Genomic DNA, 14855 nt, shown 5'->3' on the forward strand with positions numbered 1-14855 from the left:
AATCAGGCCTTCAAAGTCAACCCCCTAACCTGATTAAACCCCTAAATGGTATTGTCCGCGGGACTTACATACTGGCCTTGCAGGGTTTTCTTTAAAAGCGGGCGCGTGAATTCCTCAACAGGGTCAATACTAGGATTGCCGTGATTATATTCTCCAGCATCAAAAGACAGATAAACACTCCAGAAAAACGGCGAAAGAGTCAGCGTTCCGCTTGGCACTCCGCGATTTAGATCATAAAAAAGCTCAATTATAATGCCGTTACAAAATTCAAAATCACGCTCGCCTGATAGGAAAAGTTGGGCTAATGCCTCAGCAAGTTGGTCACAAATCACCTGTTGGGCTAACCCTAATTCTCTGCACCATTGATCCCAATCTTGGTCTGTGAGTTGACCTAAGCCATTCTCAGTCCGGCGGCGGATGAAATCTTCAAATTGAGCAATGGAATACGGCGCCATATACAATGCCTGACATAGAAAAAGCCGGACGCAAATTTGCATCCGGCTTCCTATATTTAACTTACACTTAAAAGTACACTGAGCAAAGCGAGGGACTTTTAAGTGAGGTCTCTTAGATCTGGTCTTCGAACTTCTTGGCCAGATCCTCAACGTTCTCAGGCGGCCAGTTCGGCACGTCCATGCCCAGATTCAGGCTCATGGACGACAGAACTTCCTTAATTTCGTTCAGCGACTTACGACCGAAGTTCGGGGTACGGAGCATTTCCGATTCCGTCTTCTGGATCAGGTCACCGATATAGACGATGTTGTCGTTCTTCAGGCAGTTGGCCGAACGCACCGAAAGTTCCAGTTCGTCCACCTTCTTGAGCAGAGCCGGGTTGAACGGCAGCTCAGGCTTACCTTCTTCGACGACAGCCGGCTTAGGCTCTTCAAAGGTGATGAAGATTTGCAGTTGATCCTGAAGGATACGCGCAGCAAAGGCCACGGCATCGATCGGGGTCACAGCGGCGTTGGTTTCAACTTCCATCACCAGCTTATCGTAATCAAGCGACTGGCCCTGACGGGTCGGCTCGACGCGGTAAGCAACTTTCTTGACCGGCGAATAGAGCGCATCGACGGCGATCAGGCCAATCGGGGCATCTTCCGGACGCAGACGGTCAGCCGGGACATAGCCCTTACCGGTCTGGACGGTGAATTCCATACGCACCGAAGCGCCTTCGTCCAGCGTACAGATGACATGGTCAGGGTTCAGAACTTCGATATCGGCGGGGACATCGATCTGACCGGCGGTTACCGGGCCTGCACCAGAGGCGCGTAGCACCATGCGCTTAGGGCCTTCGGCGTGCATACGCAGCGCCAGTTGCTTGATGTTGAGGATGATATCCACGACATCTTCACGCACGCCTTCGATGGACGAAAACTCGTGAACGACACCATCGATCTGAACCGCGGTGACGGCAGCGCCTTGCAGCGAAGAGAGGAGAACACGTCTCAAAGCGTTACCGAGAGTTACCCCGAAACCGCGCTCCAGCGGCTCCGCGACCAGACGCATCTTGCGCGTGGAATCCACGCCGGACTCGATCTGGGGCTTCTCGGGACGAATTAGCTGTTGCCAGTTTCTTTCGATCATTGCGTCCCTCAAATTGTGGGAAAGGCCGCCGCTTCGCGATCAAACGAAACGGCGGCTGTTAAATAGAATTAGACGAAATTAAACGCGACGACGCTTCGGCGGACGGCAGCCGTTATGCGGGATCGGTGTGACGTCACGGATCGTGGTGATCGTGAAGCCTACCGCCTGCAGGGCGCGCAGAGCCGATTCACGGCCCGAACCCGGACCGGCAACGCTGACTTCCAGCGTCTTGACGCCATGCTCCATAGCCTTACGGCCTGCGTCTTCAGCGGCAACCTGAGCGGCGTAAGGGGTCGATTTACGCGAACCCTTAAAGCCCATGTGGCCAGCCGACGACCACGAAATCGCATTACCCTGCGCGTCCGTGATGGTGATCATGGTGTTGTTGAACGAAGCGTTGACATGCGCCACGCCCGAAGTGATGTTTTTGCGTTCGCGCTTTTTAACGCGTGTAGGTTCCTTAGCCATTGCTCAGCGATCCCGATTACTTCTTCTTGCCAGCGATAGGTTTCGCCGGACCTTTGCGCGTGCGCGCATTTGTGTGAGTGCGTTGACCACGCACCGGGAGGCCCTTACGGTGACGCAGGCCGCGGTAGCAGGCCAGGTCCATCAGGCGCTTGATGTTCATCGAGACTTCGCGACGCAGATCGCCTTCGACCAGATAGTCACGGTCGATGGTTTCACGGATCTGCAGCACTTCGGCATCGGACAGGGTGTTGACGCGGCGCGCATCTTCGATGCCCACCTTTTCAACGATTTCCTTGGCCTTTTGCGGGCCAATGCCATGAATATATTGAAGCGCGATGAGGACGCGCTTGTTGGTCGGTATATTGACGCCTGCAATACGGGCCACGTCTAAATCTCCTCGGGGCGCAACCTGACGGCGCGCCAAAAAACGAAAGGCGACACGTATGCCTATCTGCCCGCCTTTTGTAAAGGGTAGCTGATAAGAATACGCGTGTTATTTTCGCGGAAGCGACCCCTTATAATAAGGAATCATCATCCGTCAATGGTTTTTTACTCAAAAGCTTAAGGTTTAAGGCCTTAAGCCGGATGAGCGGCGAAATGGCAGACCAAGACCTGACCCAGAGGTGAAATATAGCGGGGCCGCGCCTTTAATCTTGAGTTGAACACCGGCTTTGGGGTGAAAATTCAAAACCGGTAAAGTGTCTCTCAGGCCTTCTAAGGGAGCCTGAAAGGAATCTGGTGTTAAGCGAGTGCCGACTCGATACGGGCGGCGACCTCTTCCATTGAGCCCATGCCCTCAACCTCAGCAAGCTTACCTTGCGCGGCATAGAAGGGCAAAAGCGGCGCGGTCTCAGCATTATACTTGGCCAGACGCTCCTTATAAACTTCGGGGTTGTCGTCGGAGCGGCCCTGCTCGGCAAAGCGTGTCTCGATCCGGTCAATCAGCGCCGCTTCATCAACATTCAGGCGCACGACCTTATCGATCTGCGTACCACGCTCGGCCAGCATGGCGTCAAGCGCCTGCGCCTGGGCCACAGTGCGCGGAAAGCCATCAAAGATCGCCCCACCGGCGGCTTCGGCTTCCGGCAGACGTTCACGGATCAGGGCGATGACGATTTCATCCGCCACATAGCCGCCGCTGGCCAGAATATCCTTGACCTTGAGGCCCAATTCGCTTTCGGCAGCAATAGCGGCCCTCAGCATATCGCCGGTCGACAGTTGCACCATGTTGCGGGCAACGACCAGACGCTTGGCCTGAGTGCCTTTACCGGCCGCAGGCGGCCCGAAAAGTATTATGTTCATCGGGCTCCCCCGCGGAGTCTTGGCGCTCCGCCCTTCATTTTTGATTTCTTGATCAGGCCATCATACTGATGGGCCAGAAGATGCGACTGGATTTGCGCGACCGTATCCATCGTCACCGACACCACGATCAGGATCGACGTGCCGCCAAAATAGAAGCTGTTGCCAAGGCTGGAGATCAAAAGCTCCGGCAGCAAACAGACGATGGTGATATAGGCCGCACCAATCACGGTAATGCGCGTCAGAACGAAATCCAGATATTCTGCCGTGCGCTTGCCCGGACGGATACCCGGCAGAAAGCCGCCGTATTTACGCAGGTTCTCAGCGGTTTCGTCCGGATTGAACACCAGCGAGGTGTACAGGAAACAGAAAAAGATAATCAAGGCCGCATAGATAGCCATGAACAGCGGTTGACCATGCGTCAGTTGCGTCGTCACCGCCGGCAGCCAGCCCAGCCATGACGGCATGGCCTCGGGGTTGGAGCCGGCAAATTGCAGGATCGTAGTTGGCAGCAGCAGCAGCGACGAGGCAAAGATCGGCGGAATAACACCGGCCGTATTGACCTTCAGCGGCATGAACGAGGTATCGCCGCCCATAATACGGTTACCGACCTGACGCTTAGGGTACTGCACCAGAAGACGGCGCTGGGCGCGCTCCATGAACACGATAAACACGATCGTGGCAATCAGCACAGCCACGACCAGCAGCAGCACCAGTGGCGCGATCTGGCCTTCTTTGGCCAGAGCCAGAAGCTGGGCAATGGTCGACGGCAGAACCGCGACAATGCCGGTAAAGATGATCATCGACGAGCCGTTACCAACACCGCGCGCGGTGATCTGCTCACCCAGCCACATCAGGAACATGGTGCCGCCGGTCAGCGTCGTCACGGTCGAAATCAGGAAGAACGGTCCCGGATTGAGCGCCAGCCCCGACGCCTGCATCCCTGCGGCGATCGAGAACGACTGAACGATGGCCAGAACCAGCGTCAGATAGCGGGTGTACTGGTTAAGCTGCTTGCGGCCCGCCTCTCCGCCTTCCTTGCGCAGCTTTTCCCACGGCCCGTAGATCGAGCCCATGAGTTGCACAATGATCGACGCCGAGATGTAGGGCATGATGTTCAGCGCGAACACAGCCATACGTTCCACGGCGCCGCCGGAGAACATATTGAACATGCCCAAAATACCCTGAGACTGCCCCGAAAAGGCGCGGTCAAAGGCGGCCATATCAATGCCCGGCACCGGTACATAGGTGCCCAGACGGCAGATAATCAGCGCGCCCAGCGTGAAAAGAAGACGCTTATGGAGCTCCGTTGCCTTGGCAAAGGCGCCGAAATTCATATTCGCAGCAAGTTGTTCAGCAGCCGATGCCATCAACTATCCTTAAAAATCAGAAAGTCCCCAATTGAATCTGATCATTCAGACTCACGACCTCCGGCAGATATAGGCGGGTGAGCACCAAACGCCAATAGGCAGGGTTAATCAAAGCCCCCTGCCCCTTGGCCGGATGACGCATCACCCGTGGATAACTTACTCAGCCGACTTCTTGGCCGGACGAGTTTGGGTAAGCGTGCCACCGGCAGCTTCAACGGCCTTCACGGCCCCTGCGGTCGCCGAATAGACGTTCAGGGTAACCTTGGACTTCAGCTCGCCTTCGCCCAGCAGACGCACGCCATCAAGCTCACGACGGATAACGCCCGCAGCTTTCAGTACAGCACCGGTGATCTCAGCCTTGGCATCAATCTTACCGGCATCAATGGCTTCTTGCAGGCGCCACAGGTTAACTTCAGCGAACTTCAGCGCGAACGGGTTGTTGAAACCGCGCTTAGGCATACGCATGTAAAGCGGCATCTGACCGCCTTCAAAGCCCAGCAGCGAAACGCCCGAACGGGACTTCTGGCCCTTCACACCGCGACCGGCGGTCTTGCCCTTACCGGAGCCGGGGCCGCGGCCTACGCGCATACGGCCCTTTGTGGAGCCTTCGTTGTCGCGGATTTCGTTCAGTTTTGTCATTTTATGCCTCATATCTGAATGCGCCCGCACGTTGCGGACTCGGCGTTGATGTAGTTCCCTCTCCCCGCTTGCGGGGAGAGGGTTAGGGTGAGGGGCAAACCTTTATGAGGGGCAAAACCTGTATGTAAGAGGCCCCTCATCCGGTTCTTCGAACCACCTTCTCCCCGCAAGCGGGGAGAAGGAAGCTTCTATAAATAGCAAAATGCCCGGAGTTTCCTCCGGGCATTTGTTTAGTCGACGATTTCAACCAGGTGAGCCACCTTGGCGATCATGCCGCGAACCGAAGGCGTATCTTCCAGAGTGGAGACACGGCCCATCTTGTTCAGGCCCAGACCGGCGAGCGTTGCGCGCTGATCTTTGGTACGGCGGATGGGCGAACCCGTCTGCTTGACTTTGACTTGTGCCATGATGATTAGCCCTCAATCGCTTCCGGCGACGAAGCGCCGTCATTACGGCGCGTCAGGATGTCGCCAACCTTCTTGCCGCGCTTGGAGGCGATCTGACGGGGCGAAGACTGCACCTTCAGCGCTTCAAACGTGGCGCGCACCATGTTGTAAGGGTTCGAAGACCCAAGCGACTTGCCGACCACGTCGGAAACGCCCAGGGTTTCAAGCACCGCACGCATCGGACCACCCGCGATCACGCCGGTGCCCGGAGGGGCCGCGCGAAGCTGGATCTTACCGGCGCCCCAACGGCCGTAGCCATCGTGGTGCAGGGTGCGGGATTCACGAAGCGGCACGCGAACGAGCGACTTCTTGGCTTCTTCGGTAGCCTTGCGGATAGCTTCCGGCACTTCACGGGCCTTACCGTGACCGTAGCCAACGCGGCCTTTTTGGTCACCAACGACCATCAGAGCGGCGAACGAGAAACGACGACCACCCTTAACAGTAGCGGCGACGCGGTTGATGGCGACGAGCTTTTCAACGAACTCCGAAGGTTCTTCGGTGCGTTCGCGACGCTCATTGCGGTTTTCGCTAGGACGAGCCATGAACGTACCCCTTAGAAGTTGAGACCGGCTTCGCGCGCGGCATCTGCCAACGCCTTCACCCGGCCATGATAAATGTAACCACCACGGTCAAAGACGACGTCCTTGATACCGGCTTCGATGGCACGCTGGGCAACCAGCTTACCAACTTCAGTGGCGGCGGAGGCGTCCGAACCACGCTTAGCCGACGCTTCGAGGGACGAGGCCGCCACGACGGTCACGCCCTTCAGATCGTCGATGATCTGAGCGTAGATGTTTTTATCCGAACGGAACACCGACAAACGCGGGCGGCCGTTGGAGAGCTTCTTGAGGCGCGTACGATTACGTTGCGCGCGACGAGCCAATTGTTCACGAGGAGACAGAGCCATGACTTACTTCTTCTTGCCTTCCTTGCGGCGAACCTTTTCGCCGGCATAACGAACACCCTTGGCCTTGTAGGGCTCAGGCGGACGAATTTTGCGGATCTTGGCGGCCAGTTCACCGACGACTTGCTTGTCGATGCCCTGGATCTTGATTTCCGTTTGCTTTGGCACAACGAAGGTGACGCCGGTAGGCGCCGGCACTTCGACCGGATGCGAGAAGCCGAGTTGCAGCTCAAGCGCCGTACCCTTCATGGCCGCGCGGTAACCCACGCCAACCAGTTCAAGGTTCTGCTCGAAGCCTTCAGTCACGCCCTTCACCATATTGGCGATCAGGGTGCGGCTGAGGCCCCACATTGACTTGTGACGCTTCGTATCACCACGAGGCGCTACGGTGATTTCGTCAGCTTCGTATTTGACTTCGATTTCTTCAACGACGGTCCAGGCCAGTTGCCCCTTGGGGCCCTTGACCGAGATGTCCTGCCCGTTGAGCGTAACGGTTACGCCCTTCGCGACAGCAATAGCTTTTTTACCAATCCGAGACATGGTCTTAATTTCCTATCAGCCGGCCTTAGTAGACGCGGCAGAGGACTTCGCCGCCGACGTTATTGTCGCGGGCTGCGTTGTCAGACATGACGCCCTTAGGCGTGGACAGGATCGAGATACCGAGGCCGTTCTTGATAGGCTTCAGATCTTTGATCGACGAATAGACGCGACGGCCAGGCTTTGACACGCGGGCAATTTCCGCGATGACCGGCTCACCGTCGAAGTACTTCAGTTCAATCTGGAACTGAGGAAACTCGCCAGGAACTTCCAGAAGCTCGTAGCCGCGGATATAGCCCTCGTCCTTAAGGACGTCGAGCACGCGACCGCGCAGCTTGGAGGCCGGGGTCAGAACGCTGGAACGCTTACGCATGGCCGCATTCTTGATACGAGCGATCATATCGCTCAGAGGATCGTTAACGAACATATTTCAATCCTCCCTTACCAGCTTGACTTGGTCAGACCGGGGACTTGTCCCTGGTTACCAAGCTCACGCAAAGCGATACGGCTCATCTTAAGCTTACGATAGAAAGCTCTCGGACGACCGGTGACTTCGCAGCGGTTACGAACGCGGTTAGGCGCCGAGTTGCGGGGCAACTTGGCCAGTTTCAGACGGGCTTCGAAGCGTTCTTCCAGCGGAAGGGACTCATCGACAGCGATCGCTTTGAGGGCTTCGCGCTTGGCGGCATATTGAGCCACCAGCTTCTTGACCATCTCATTGCGGTTGATTGCGCTTTTCTTTGCCATGATATCTTTCTCCCCGCTTACGACGTGAACGGGAACTGGAAGTGCTTCAGGAGAGCCTTGGCTTCCTTGTCGCTCTTCGCCGTGGTGCAGACAACGATGTCCATGCCCCACATCTGATCAATTTGGTCGTAGTTGATTTCCGGAAACACGATGTGTTCCTTCAGGCCCATAGCATAGTTGCCACGACCGTCGAAGGAGTTACCGTTCAGACCGCGAAAATCCTTCACGCGCGGCAGCGCGATCGTGATCAGACGGTCGAGGAATTCATACATGCGATCCTTGCGCAGGGTCACCTTGGCGCCGATCACCATACCTTCGCGCAGCTTGAAGCCGGCGATGGATTGACGGGCCTTGGTTTCAGCAGGTTTTTGACCGGTGATGGCAGCCAGATCCTTGATCGCAGCCTTAACCTTCTTGGAGTCAGCCACAGCCTCGCCGATACCCATGTTCACGACAATCTTGTCGAGCTTGGGAACCTGCATTTCGTTGGTGTAGCCGAATTCAGCCTTAAGCGCATCGCGGATGGTGCCGGTGTAGACCGACTTCAGACGCGGAATGTATTTTTCATCAGCCATTGATGACCTCACCGGACTTCTTGGCGACGCGCACCTTCTTGTCACCATCGATCTTGAAACCAACGCGGGTCGGCTTGCCAGACTTAGGGTCAACGTGAGCGACGTTCGAAACGTGGATAGCAGCTTCTTTATTGACGATGCCACCCTGCGGGTTCGTCTGGCTGGCACGGGTGTGGCGTTGAACCACAGCAATGCCCTGCACGACGACGCGGTTTTCTTCGGTCAGAACCTTGAGAACCTTGCCTTGACGGCCCTTGTCCTTACCGGTCAACACAACAACAGTGTCGTTTTTCTTAATCTTCGCAGCCATATCAGATCACCTCCGGAGCCAGCGAAATGATCTTCATGTGGTTCTTGGCGCGCAATTCGCGCGGAACCGGGCCGAAGATACGCGTGCCAACAGGCTCGGACGACTTATTGACGATCACGGCCGCATTGGTGTCGAAACGGATCACCGATCCGTCTTTACGCTGGATGTCTTTCGCGGTGCGAACGACGATGGCGCGCAGCACATCCCCCTTCTTAACGCGACCACGCGGAATGGCTTCCTTAACGGAAACCACGATCAGGTCACCCACCGAGGCGTAGCGGCGCTTAGAGCCACCCAACACCTTGATGCACATGACCCGGCGTGCGCCGGAATTATCGGCAACATCCAGGTTAGTTTGCATCTGAATCATGTTCAAACTTCCTTGAGACTCAAACCAAAGTCCTTCGCTTGCGCTCAGTGTACTTTGGTTTGCAACGATATGGACAGGTTAAGGCTCGGGACGGCCCGTCGCCATAACCTGAATTTCTTTTTCGGCAGGTTTTGCGGCCAAAGCAGACCACAACGCTATACCGACAAATATTCGCGGAATGTGGCATAAGCCTCATTCCGCGTTAGAAGTAAACTCAAAAATGCTCGAAGAACCGCTTCGAGAGCATTTTTTCGGGATTGACCCGCCAAAAACGTATTGAAAGCATAGCTTTCAAACTTTTTGGCGAAGCCACTATGCTTCTTTAGGAAGCACTTCCCAGGTCTTCAGCTTCGACTTAGGCGCACATTCAATGATGCGTGCCGTTTCGCCAGCCTTGTAGGTGTTAGCTTCGTCGTGGGCGTGGTAGCGCTTCGATACGCGAACCGTCTTTTTCAAGAGCGGATGCAGAACGGTGCGCTCAACCTTCACAACGATGGTCTTGTCGCCCTTATCGGAAACAACCAGACCTTCCAGAATACGCTTGGGCATGGTCTCTCCTTAGGCCTTTTGGGCCGTCAAAAGGGTCTTGATGCGGGCGATGTCCTTACGAACCTCGTCCACACGGTGAGTCTTTTCCATCTGGCCGGTAGCCTTCTGGAAACGCAGGTTGAATTGCTCTTTCTTCAGATTGAGCAGTTCTTCGTGCAATTGGTCAGGGGTCTTGCCCCGCAGGTCAGCAATCTTGGTCATGATCCTACTCCGCAGCCTCGGCGACCGGCGCAATGCCGGCGTCAAGGCGGGTCACGACGCGGGTACGAACCGGCAGCTTAGCCGCGCCGAGGCGCAGAGCTTCGCGAGCGATATCGTCCGGCACGCCGTCGATTTCAAACAGAATGCGACCCGGAGCCACGCGGGCGGCCCAGTAATCCACCGCACCCTTACCTTTACCCATACGGACTTCGGCAGGCTTACCCGTGACCGGCAGGTCAGGGAAAATACGGATCCAAACGCGGCCTTGACGCTTCATTTGGCGGGTGATCGCACGACGGGCAGCTTCGATTTGACGAGCTGTCAGGCGCTCAGGCTCGACCGTCTTCAGGCCATACGAACCAAAGTTCAGCGTATAGCCGCCTTTGGCGTTACCATGAATCCGGCCCTTAAAAGCCTTGCGGTATTTGGTACGCTTAGGGAGCAACATGGCTCTTAAGCCTCCTTCTGGTTACGGTCGCGGCGAGGACCACGGTTGTTACGCTCACCGCGTTCCGGACGCTCGTTCGACGACGGGCCGGATGCTTCCAGAGCCCAACGCTTGTCCTGAGCCATCGGATCGTGCTCAAGGACTTCGCCCTTGAAGATCCACACCTTGATACCAATGATACCATAGGTGGTCAGGGCTTCGGCGAAACCAAAGTCGATGTCAGCACGCAGGGTGTGCAAAGGCACGCGGCCTTCACGGTACCATTCCATACGCGCGATTTCAGCACCACCGAGGCGGCCCGAAAGGTTCATACGGATGCCCTTGGCGCCCAGACGCATGGCCGACTGGATCGAACGCTTCATGGCGCGGCGGAAAGCCACACGGCGCTCAAGCTGCTGAGCGATAGACTCGGCAACCAGTTGGGCGTCGACTTCGGGCTTGCGCACTTCGACCAGGTTCAGGAACACTTCGCCTTCGGTGAGGACGGCGATGTCCTTACGCAGCTTATCGATGTCCTGGCCTTTTTTACCGATCACGACGCCCGGACGGGCAGCGTAGATGGTGATGCGGCACTTCTTGTGAGGACGCTCGATGATGATGCGCGACACGCCGGCAGCGTTCAGCTTTTCCTTCAGTTCCTTACGGATCTTCAGGTCCTGGTGAAGCAGCTTGGCATATTCCTGACGGGCCGCAAACCAGCGCGAGTCCCAGGTACGGTTGACGCCGAGGCGCAGACCGATCGGATTAACTTTCTGACCCATTACGCAGCCCCTTTAGCAGCTTCGGCACCGAATTCGCGAACCACGATCGTGATTTCCGAAAACGGCTTGAGGATACGCGACGAACGGCCGCGGGCACGTGAAGCGAAACGCTTCATGACAATGCCCTTACCCACATAGGCCTGAGCGACAAACAGGTTGTCGATGTCCAGGTTGTGGTTGTTTTCGGCATTGGAGATGGCCGAATACAAAGCCTTACGAACGTCTTTAGCGATGCGCTTGTGGCTGAATTCCAGTTCGTTGAGGGCGCGTTGCACCTTCAGACCACGAATGGATTGAGCGACCAGATTAAGCTTACGCGGGCTGATGCGCACCGAAACCAGCTTGACGCGGGCTTCGTTGGCTTCAACGCGGCGAGGATTTTTTGTCTGAGACATAATTACTTCCTCTTCGCCTTCTTGTCAGCGGCGTGACCGGGGAAGTTCCGCGTAGGCGAAAATTCACCGAGCTTCATGCCGACCATGTCTTCCGACACGATCACCGGCACATGCTTCTGACCATTATAAACGCCGATCGTCAGCCCAATGAACTGGGGCATGATGACCGAGCGACGCGACCAGGTCTTGATGACCTCTTTGCGACCGGAACTCTGCGCGGCGTCAGCCTTCTTAAGAAGGTGACCATCCACGAAAGGACCTTTCCATACGGAGCGTGCCATGGATTAGCGAGCCTTCTTAACGTGACGCGAGCGGATGATGAACTTATCCGTCGCTTTGTTGGTACGAGTCTTACGACCCTTGGTGGGCTTGCCCCAAGGTGTCACAGGGTTACGACCACCGGAGGTACGGCCTTCACCACCACCGTGCGGGTGGTCGATCGGGTTCATGGCGACACCGCGGACGTGTGGACGGCGGCCCTTATGGACAGCGCGACCGGCCTTGCCGAGGTTTTCGTTCATGTGGTCCTGGTTGGACACAGCGCCGACGGTAGCCATGCAGCTATCCAGCACCATGCGCAGTTCGCCCGAACCCAGACGAATCTGAGCGTAACCGGCGTCGCGACCGACAAGCTGAGCATAGGCACCGGCGGAGCGGGCCAACTGACCGCCCTTAAGCGGCTTCAGCTCAACATTGTGAATGATCGTCCCGATCGGCAGGCTGCGCAGCGGCGCGGCATTACCGGGCTTCACGTCAACCTTTTCAGAGGCGATGATCTGGTCACCAGCCTTGAGGCGCTGCGGGGCCAGAATGTAAGCCTTTTCGCCATCTTCATAATTGATGAGAGCGATGAAAGCCGTACGGTTCGGATCGTATTCCAGACGCTCAACCGTGCCCACCACATCAAACTTGCGACGCTTGAAGTCGATGATGCGGTACAGGCGCTTGGCACCGCCGCCGCGGAAGCGGACAGCGATACGGCCACCGGCACCACGACCGCCGGACTTGGTCAAACCTTCGACCAGCGACTTTTCGGGGCGACCCTTGTGCAGTTCCGAACGGTCAACCAGAACCAGTTGACGACGGCCGGCGGAGGTCGGATTATATTGCTTTAAAGCCATTGCTCAAACCTCTCCTTACAAGCCGGTGGTGATGTCGATGGATTGGCCCTCTTCGAGGGTGACAATCGCCTTCTTGACATCGTTGCGGCGGCCCTTGATGCCCTTGAAGCGCTTGGTCTTGCCCTTCTGGACGATCGTGTTGACCTTGGTGACCTTCACGCCGTAAAGCGCTTCAACCGCCGAGGCGACTTCGTCCTTGGAGGAGTCCAGCGCCACCTTGAAGACAACCTTGTTCTGCTCGGACAGCAGAGTGGCCTTTTCGGTGATGTGCGGCGACAGGAGAACGTCGTAATTGCGAATAGTAGCAGCCATCTCTTAAGCTCCCACTGCAAAGCGTGCTTCGATGGCTTCGACCGCAGACTTGGTCAGAACCAGCTTTTCACGACGCAGAATGTCATAGACATTGAGACCGGCGTTCGGCAGCACATCGATATTCGGGATGTTGCGCGAAGCCAGAGCGAAGTTGGTATCGACTTCAGGGCCCGCGATAAACAGCGCGTTCTTGAGGCCGAGCTTCTCAAAAGATGCCAGCAGGCTTTGAGTCTTCGGCGCATCGACAATCGCCTGATCAAGAATGATCAGCGAGCCGGACTTTGCCTTCGACGACAGAGCGTGACGCAGGCCGAGCGCACGAACCTTCTTAGGCAGGTCAAACGCATGCGAGCGAACGACCGGACCGAAAGCGCGCGAACCGCCGACGAACTGAGGCGCACGACGTGAGCCGTGACGAGCGCCGCCGGAGCCTTTTTGCTTGTACATCTTCTTACCCGTACGAGAATTTTCGTTGCGGGTCTGAACCTTGTGCGTACCGGCGCGGCGCTTGGCCAACTGCCAGTTCACGACGCGGGCCAGGATGTCAGAGCGGATGTCTTCCAGACCGAAAACGGTATCCGAAAGCTCCAGCTCGCCAGCCTTACCAGCATCAAGATTGGTAACTTGGATTTTCATAATTATTCAGCTCCCTCTTCTGCAGCAGGAGCCTCAGCCGGAGCTTCGTTTGCAGCGACCGGAGCGGCAGCTACAGACTTGATACCAGCAGGGAACGGCAGACCTTGCGGAGCGGCCTTCTTCACGGCGTCACGGATCTTAACGAAAGACCCTTCCGAACCGGGAACAGCACCGCGAATATAAAGAAGGCCACGCTCAGCATCGACGCGAACCACTTCAAGGTTCAGGGTCGTGACGGTTTCAACACCGTAGTGACCGGCCATCTTCTTACCTGGGAAGGTACGGCCCGGATCCTGACGCTGACCCGTTGAACCGTGCGCCCGGTGAGACACCGACACACCGTGAGTTGCGCGCATACCACCGAAGTTCCAGCGCTTCATGGCGCCGGCAAAGCCCTTACCGATGGTCGTGCCCTGAATGTCGACTTTCTGACCTTCAACGAAGTGGTCAGCCGACAACTCAGCCCCGACGTCGACAAGCGCGTCTTCGGAAACACGGAACTCAGCGAGGATCGCCTTGGGCTCAACCTGAGCCTTGGCGAAGCGCTCACGCTCCGGCTTCGTGGTGTTCTTGGCTTTCGCAGATCCAGCACCGAGCTGGAGCGCGACATAGCCGTCCCGATCCTTAGTACGCTGCGCCACAACCTGGCAGCCCTCTAGGGAGAGAACGGTCACTGGCACATGGACGCCATCGTTATCGAAATAACGCGTCATGCCCAGCTTTTTGGCAATCAAGCCCGTCCGCATGGTCAATATCCTCAGATCTTAATCTCGACATCGACACCCGCCGACAGGTCGAGCTTCATGAGCGCGTCCACGGTCTGAGGAGTCGGATCGACGATGTCGAGCACACGCTTGTGCGTGCGAATTTCAAACTGTTCGCGGGACTTCTTATCGACGTGCGGCGAACGGTTTACGGTGAAACGCTCAATGAGCGTAGGCAGGGGAATAGGTCCCCGAACGGTAGCGCCCGTTCTCTTGGCCGTATTTACGATTTCACGTGTGGAATGATCCAGCACGCGATGATCGAAGGCCTTGAGTCTGATGCGGATATTCTGACGATCCATATCGCTCGTATTCCAATAAAAGAGCTTGCGGGTTTAACGCGTGCAGTGAACCATTTCAAAGACCAACTCAGGCTCTAAAAAAGAGACTGAACGCATATTCCGCAACTACCACCCTCA

At 56.6% G+C, this 14855-nt stretch carries 27 protein-coding genes; all 27 read right to left on the reverse strand.

Annotation, left to right across the window (positions count from 1 at the left end; all coding sequences use genetic code 11):
- Positions 1-41: 41 nt before the first annotated feature.
- Positions 42-455 carry a hypothetical protein gene (locus PQU98_RS04145; protein WP_272743618.1) on the reverse strand — a complete coding sequence of 138 codons (414 nt, stop codon included), beginning with the start codon at positions 453-455 and terminating at the stop codon, positions 42-44.
- Positions 456-567: 112 nt separating this feature from the next.
- Positions 568-1584, reverse strand: a complete 1017-nt coding sequence (locus tag PQU98_RS04150; protein WP_189488246.1) for a DNA-directed RNA polymerase subunit alpha — start codon at positions 1582-1584, stop codon at positions 568-570.
- 78 nt (positions 1585-1662) lie between these two features.
- Positions 1663-2052 carry a 30S ribosomal protein S11 gene (gene rpsK / locus PQU98_RS04155; RefSeq protein WP_189488244.1) on the reverse strand — a complete coding sequence of 130 codons (390 nt, stop codon included), beginning with the start codon at positions 2050-2052 and terminating at the stop codon, positions 1663-1665.
- A 16-nt stretch (positions 2053-2068) separates the two neighbouring features.
- Positions 2069-2437, reverse strand: coding sequence for a 30S ribosomal protein S13 (gene rpsM / locus PQU98_RS04160; RefSeq protein WP_272743619.1), 369 nt, complete (start codon positions 2435-2437; stop codon positions 2069-2071).
- Between the two features lie 356 nt (positions 2438-2793).
- Positions 2794-3354 (reverse strand): adenylate kinase, encoded by a 561-nt coding sequence (locus tag PQU98_RS04165; protein ID WP_272743621.1) that lies wholly within the window; start codon positions 3352-3354, stop codon positions 2794-2796.
- Positions 3351-4721, reverse strand: coding sequence for a preprotein translocase subunit SecY (gene secY / locus PQU98_RS04170; RefSeq protein ID WP_272743623.1), 1371 nt, complete (start codon positions 4719-4721; stop codon positions 3351-3353). Before secY ends, PQU98_RS04165 begins: the two co-directional genes overlap by 4 nt.
- A 156-nt stretch (positions 4722-4877) precedes the next feature.
- Positions 4878-5360, reverse strand: a complete 483-nt coding sequence (gene rplO / locus PQU98_RS04175; RefSeq protein ID WP_272743624.1) for a 50S ribosomal protein L15 — start codon at positions 5358-5360, stop codon at positions 4878-4880.
- 230 nt (positions 5361-5590) lie between these two features.
- On the reverse strand, positions 5591-5767 hold the full coding sequence (gene rpmD / locus PQU98_RS04180; RefSeq protein WP_272743626.1) for a 50S ribosomal protein L30: 177 nt from the start codon (positions 5765-5767) through the stop codon (positions 5591-5593).
- A gap of 5 nt (positions 5768-5772) precedes the next feature.
- On the reverse strand, positions 5773-6348 hold the full coding sequence (rpsE, locus tag PQU98_RS04185) for a 30S ribosomal protein S5 (RefSeq protein WP_272743627.1): 576 nt from the start codon (positions 6346-6348) through the stop codon (positions 5773-5775).
- Between the two features lie 11 nt (positions 6349-6359).
- Positions 6360-6713, reverse strand: a complete 354-nt coding sequence (gene rplR / locus PQU98_RS04190; RefSeq protein ID WP_272743628.1) for a 50S ribosomal protein L18 — start codon at positions 6711-6713, stop codon at positions 6360-6362.
- 3 nt (positions 6714-6716) lie between these two features.
- On the reverse strand, positions 6717-7250 hold the full coding sequence (gene rplF / locus PQU98_RS04195) for a 50S ribosomal protein L6 (RefSeq protein ID WP_272743630.1): 534 nt from the start codon (positions 7248-7250) through the stop codon (positions 6717-6719).
- A 25-nt stretch (positions 7251-7275) separates the two neighbouring features.
- Positions 7276-7674, reverse strand: a complete 399-nt coding sequence (rpsH, locus tag PQU98_RS04200; protein WP_189488225.1) for a 30S ribosomal protein S8 — start codon at positions 7672-7674, stop codon at positions 7276-7278.
- A 14-nt stretch (positions 7675-7688) separates the two neighbouring features.
- Positions 7689-7994, reverse strand: coding sequence for a 30S ribosomal protein S14 (gene rpsN / locus PQU98_RS04205; protein WP_272743631.1), 306 nt, complete (start codon positions 7992-7994; stop codon positions 7689-7691).
- A gap of 17 nt (positions 7995-8011) precedes the next feature.
- On the reverse strand, positions 8012-8569 hold the full coding sequence (gene rplE / locus PQU98_RS04210) for a 50S ribosomal protein L5 (RefSeq protein WP_272743633.1): 558 nt from the start codon (positions 8567-8569) through the stop codon (positions 8012-8014).
- Complete coding sequence (gene rplX / locus PQU98_RS04215) at positions 8562-8879, reverse strand: 50S ribosomal protein L24 (protein ID WP_272743634.1); 318 nt, start codon at positions 8877-8879, stop codon at positions 8562-8564. Before rplX ends, rplE begins: the two co-directional genes overlap by 8 nt.
- 1 nt (position 8880) lies before the next feature.
- Positions 8881-9249, reverse strand: coding sequence for a 50S ribosomal protein L14 (rplN, locus tag PQU98_RS04220; protein ID WP_189488211.1), 369 nt, complete (start codon positions 9247-9249; stop codon positions 8881-8883).
- A 312-nt stretch (positions 9250-9561) separates the two neighbouring features.
- A complete protein-coding gene (rpsQ, locus tag PQU98_RS04225) occupies positions 9562-9798 on the reverse strand; it encodes a 30S ribosomal protein S17 (RefSeq protein ID WP_189488209.1) in 237 nt (78 codons plus the stop codon).
- Between the two features lie 9 nt (positions 9799-9807).
- Positions 9808-9999 (reverse strand): 50S ribosomal protein L29, encoded by a 192-nt coding sequence (gene rpmC, locus PQU98_RS04230; protein ID WP_189488207.1) that lies wholly within the window; start codon positions 9997-9999, stop codon positions 9808-9810.
- A gap of 4 nt (positions 10000-10003) precedes the next feature.
- Entirely contained in the window at positions 10004-10447 is a 444-nt protein-coding gene (gene rplP, locus PQU98_RS04235) for a 50S ribosomal protein L16 (protein WP_272743635.1), read from the reverse strand.
- Positions 10448-10452: 5 nt separating this feature from the next.
- Positions 10453-11208 (reverse strand): 30S ribosomal protein S3, encoded by a 756-nt coding sequence (gene rpsC / locus PQU98_RS04240; RefSeq protein WP_272743636.1) that lies wholly within the window; start codon positions 11206-11208, stop codon positions 10453-10455.
- Positions 11208-11603: a 50S ribosomal protein L22 gene (gene rplV / locus PQU98_RS04245; protein ID WP_189488201.1), complete on the reverse strand. Its 396-nt coding sequence runs from the start codon at positions 11601-11603 to the stop codon at positions 11208-11210. The genes rpsC and rplV overlap by 1 nt, the downstream gene beginning before the upstream one ends.
- A gap of 2 nt (positions 11604-11605) precedes the next feature.
- A complete protein-coding gene (gene rpsS / locus PQU98_RS04250) occupies positions 11606-11884 on the reverse strand; it encodes a 30S ribosomal protein S19 (RefSeq protein ID WP_272743637.1) in 279 nt (92 codons plus the stop codon).
- Positions 11885-11887: 3 nt separating this feature from the next.
- Positions 11888-12724, reverse strand: a complete 837-nt coding sequence (gene rplB, locus PQU98_RS04255) for a 50S ribosomal protein L2 (RefSeq protein ID WP_272743638.1) — start codon at positions 12722-12724, stop codon at positions 11888-11890.
- Positions 12725-12739: 15 nt separating this feature from the next.
- The gene (locus tag PQU98_RS04260; RefSeq protein WP_272743639.1) at positions 12740-13036 is read right to left on the reverse strand and encodes a 50S ribosomal protein L23; all 297 of its coding nucleotides are present in this window, start codon (positions 13034-13036) and stop codon (positions 12740-12742) included.
- A gap of 3 nt (positions 13037-13039) precedes the next feature.
- Positions 13040-13672, reverse strand: a complete 633-nt coding sequence (gene rplD, locus PQU98_RS04265; RefSeq protein ID WP_272743640.1) for a 50S ribosomal protein L4 — start codon at positions 13670-13672, stop codon at positions 13040-13042.
- Positions 13673-13674: 2 nt separating this feature from the next.
- On the reverse strand, positions 13675-14418 hold the full coding sequence (gene rplC / locus PQU98_RS04270) for a 50S ribosomal protein L3 (RefSeq protein WP_189488185.1): 744 nt from the start codon (positions 14416-14418) through the stop codon (positions 13675-13677).
- A gap of 11 nt (positions 14419-14429) precedes the next feature.
- The gene (rpsJ, locus tag PQU98_RS04275) at positions 14430-14738 is read right to left on the reverse strand and encodes a 30S ribosomal protein S10 (protein ID WP_006273890.1); all 309 of its coding nucleotides are present in this window, start codon (positions 14736-14738) and stop codon (positions 14430-14432) included.
- Positions 14739-14855 lie beyond the last annotated feature (117 nt).

The organism is Asticcacaulis machinosus (assembly GCF_028550435.1).
GTDB lineage: Bacteria > Pseudomonadota > Alphaproteobacteria > Caulobacterales > Caulobacteraceae > Asticcacaulis > Asticcacaulis machinosus.

What these genes read in the sequence shown, in the direction of transcription:
- PQU98_RS04145 (WP_272743618.1), bottom strand. Translation starts at nt 455, where the DNA reads ATGGCGCCGTATTCCATTGCTCAATTTGAAGATTTCATCCGCCGCCGG.
- PQU98_RS04150 (WP_189488246.1), bottom strand. Translation starts at nt 1,584, where the DNA reads ATGATCGAAAGAAACTGGCAACAGCTAATTCGTCCCGAGAAGCCCCAG.
- rpsK (WP_189488244.1), bottom strand. Translation starts at nt 2,052, where the DNA reads ATGGCTAAGGAACCTACACGCGTTAAAAAGCGCGAACGCAAAAACATC.
- PQU98_RS04165 (WP_272743621.1), bottom strand. Translation starts at nt 3,354, where the DNA reads ATGAACATAATACTTTTCGGGCCGCCTGCGGCCGGTAAAGGCACTCAG.
- secY (WP_272743623.1), bottom strand. Translation starts at nt 4,721, where the DNA reads ATGGCATCGGCTGCTGAACAACTTGCTGCGAATATGAATTTCGGCGCC.
- rplO (WP_272743624.1), bottom strand. Translation starts at nt 5,360, where the DNA reads ATGACAAAACTGAACGAAATCCGCGACAACGAAGGCTCCACAAAGGGC.
- rpmD (WP_272743626.1), bottom strand. Translation starts at nt 5,767, where the DNA reads ATGGCACAAGTCAAAGTCAAGCAGACGGGTTCGCCCATCCGCCGTACC.
- rpsE (WP_272743627.1), bottom strand. Translation starts at nt 6,348, where the DNA reads ATGGCTCGTCCTAGCGAAAACCGCAATGAGCGTCGCGAACGCACCGAA.
- rplR (WP_272743628.1), bottom strand. Translation starts at nt 6,713, where the DNA reads ATGGCTCTGTCTCCTCGTGAACAATTGGCTCGTCGCGCGCAACGTAAT.
- rplF (WP_272743630.1), bottom strand. Translation starts at nt 7,250, where the DNA reads ATGTCTCGGATTGGTAAAAAAGCTATTGCTGTCGCGAAGGGCGTAACC.
- rpsH (WP_189488225.1), bottom strand. Translation starts at nt 7,674, where the DNA reads ATGTTCGTTAACGATCCTCTGAGCGATATGATCGCTCGTATCAAGAAT.
- rpsN (WP_272743631.1), bottom strand. Translation starts at nt 7,994, where the DNA reads ATGGCAAAGAAAAGCGCAATCAACCGCAATGAGATGGTCAAGAAGCTG.
- rplE (WP_272743633.1), bottom strand. Translation starts at nt 8,569, where the DNA reads ATGGCTGATGAAAAATACATTCCGCGTCTGAAGTCGGTCTACACCGGC.
- rplX (WP_272743634.1), bottom strand. Translation starts at nt 8,879, where the DNA reads ATGGCTGCGAAGATTAAGAAAAACGACACTGTTGTTGTGTTGACCGGT.
- rplN (WP_189488211.1), bottom strand. Translation starts at nt 9,249, where the DNA reads ATGATTCAGATGCAAACTAACCTGGATGTTGCCGATAATTCCGGCGCA.
- rpsQ (WP_189488209.1), bottom strand. Translation starts at nt 9,798, where the DNA reads ATGCCCAAGCGTATTCTGGAAGGTCTGGTTGTTTCCGATAAGGGCGAC.
- rpmC (WP_189488207.1), bottom strand. Translation starts at nt 9,999, where the DNA reads ATGACCAAGATTGCTGACCTGCGGGGCAAGACCCCTGACCAATTGCAC.
- rplP (WP_272743635.1), bottom strand. Translation starts at nt 10,447, where the DNA reads ATGTTGCTCCCTAAGCGTACCAAATACCGCAAGGCTTTTAAGGGCCGG.
- rpsC (WP_272743636.1), bottom strand. Translation starts at nt 11,208, where the DNA reads ATGGGTCAGAAAGTTAATCCGATCGGTCTGCGCCTCGGCGTCAACCGT.
- rplV (WP_189488201.1), bottom strand. Translation starts at nt 11,603, where the DNA reads ATGTCTCAGACAAAAAATCCTCGCCGCGTTGAAGCCAACGAAGCCCGC.
- rpsS (WP_272743637.1), bottom strand. Translation starts at nt 11,884, where the DNA reads ATGGCACGCTCCGTATGGAAAGGTCCTTTCGTGGATGGTCACCTTCTT.
- rplB (WP_272743638.1), bottom strand. Translation starts at nt 12,724, where the DNA reads ATGGCTTTAAAGCAATATAATCCGACCTCCGCCGGCCGTCGTCAACTG.
- PQU98_RS04260 (WP_272743639.1), bottom strand. Translation starts at nt 13,036, where the DNA reads ATGGCTGCTACTATTCGCAATTACGACGTTCTCCTGTCGCCGCACATC.
- rplD (WP_272743640.1), bottom strand. Translation starts at nt 13,672, where the DNA reads ATGAAAATCCAAGTTACCAATCTTGATGCTGGTAAGGCTGGCGAGCTG.
- rplC (WP_189488185.1), bottom strand. Translation starts at nt 14,418, where the DNA reads ATGCGGACGGGCTTGATTGCCAAAAAGCTGGGCATGACGCGTTATTTC.
- rpsJ (WP_006273890.1), bottom strand. Translation starts at nt 14,738, where the DNA reads ATGGATCGTCAGAATATCCGCATCAGACTCAAGGCCTTCGATCATCGC.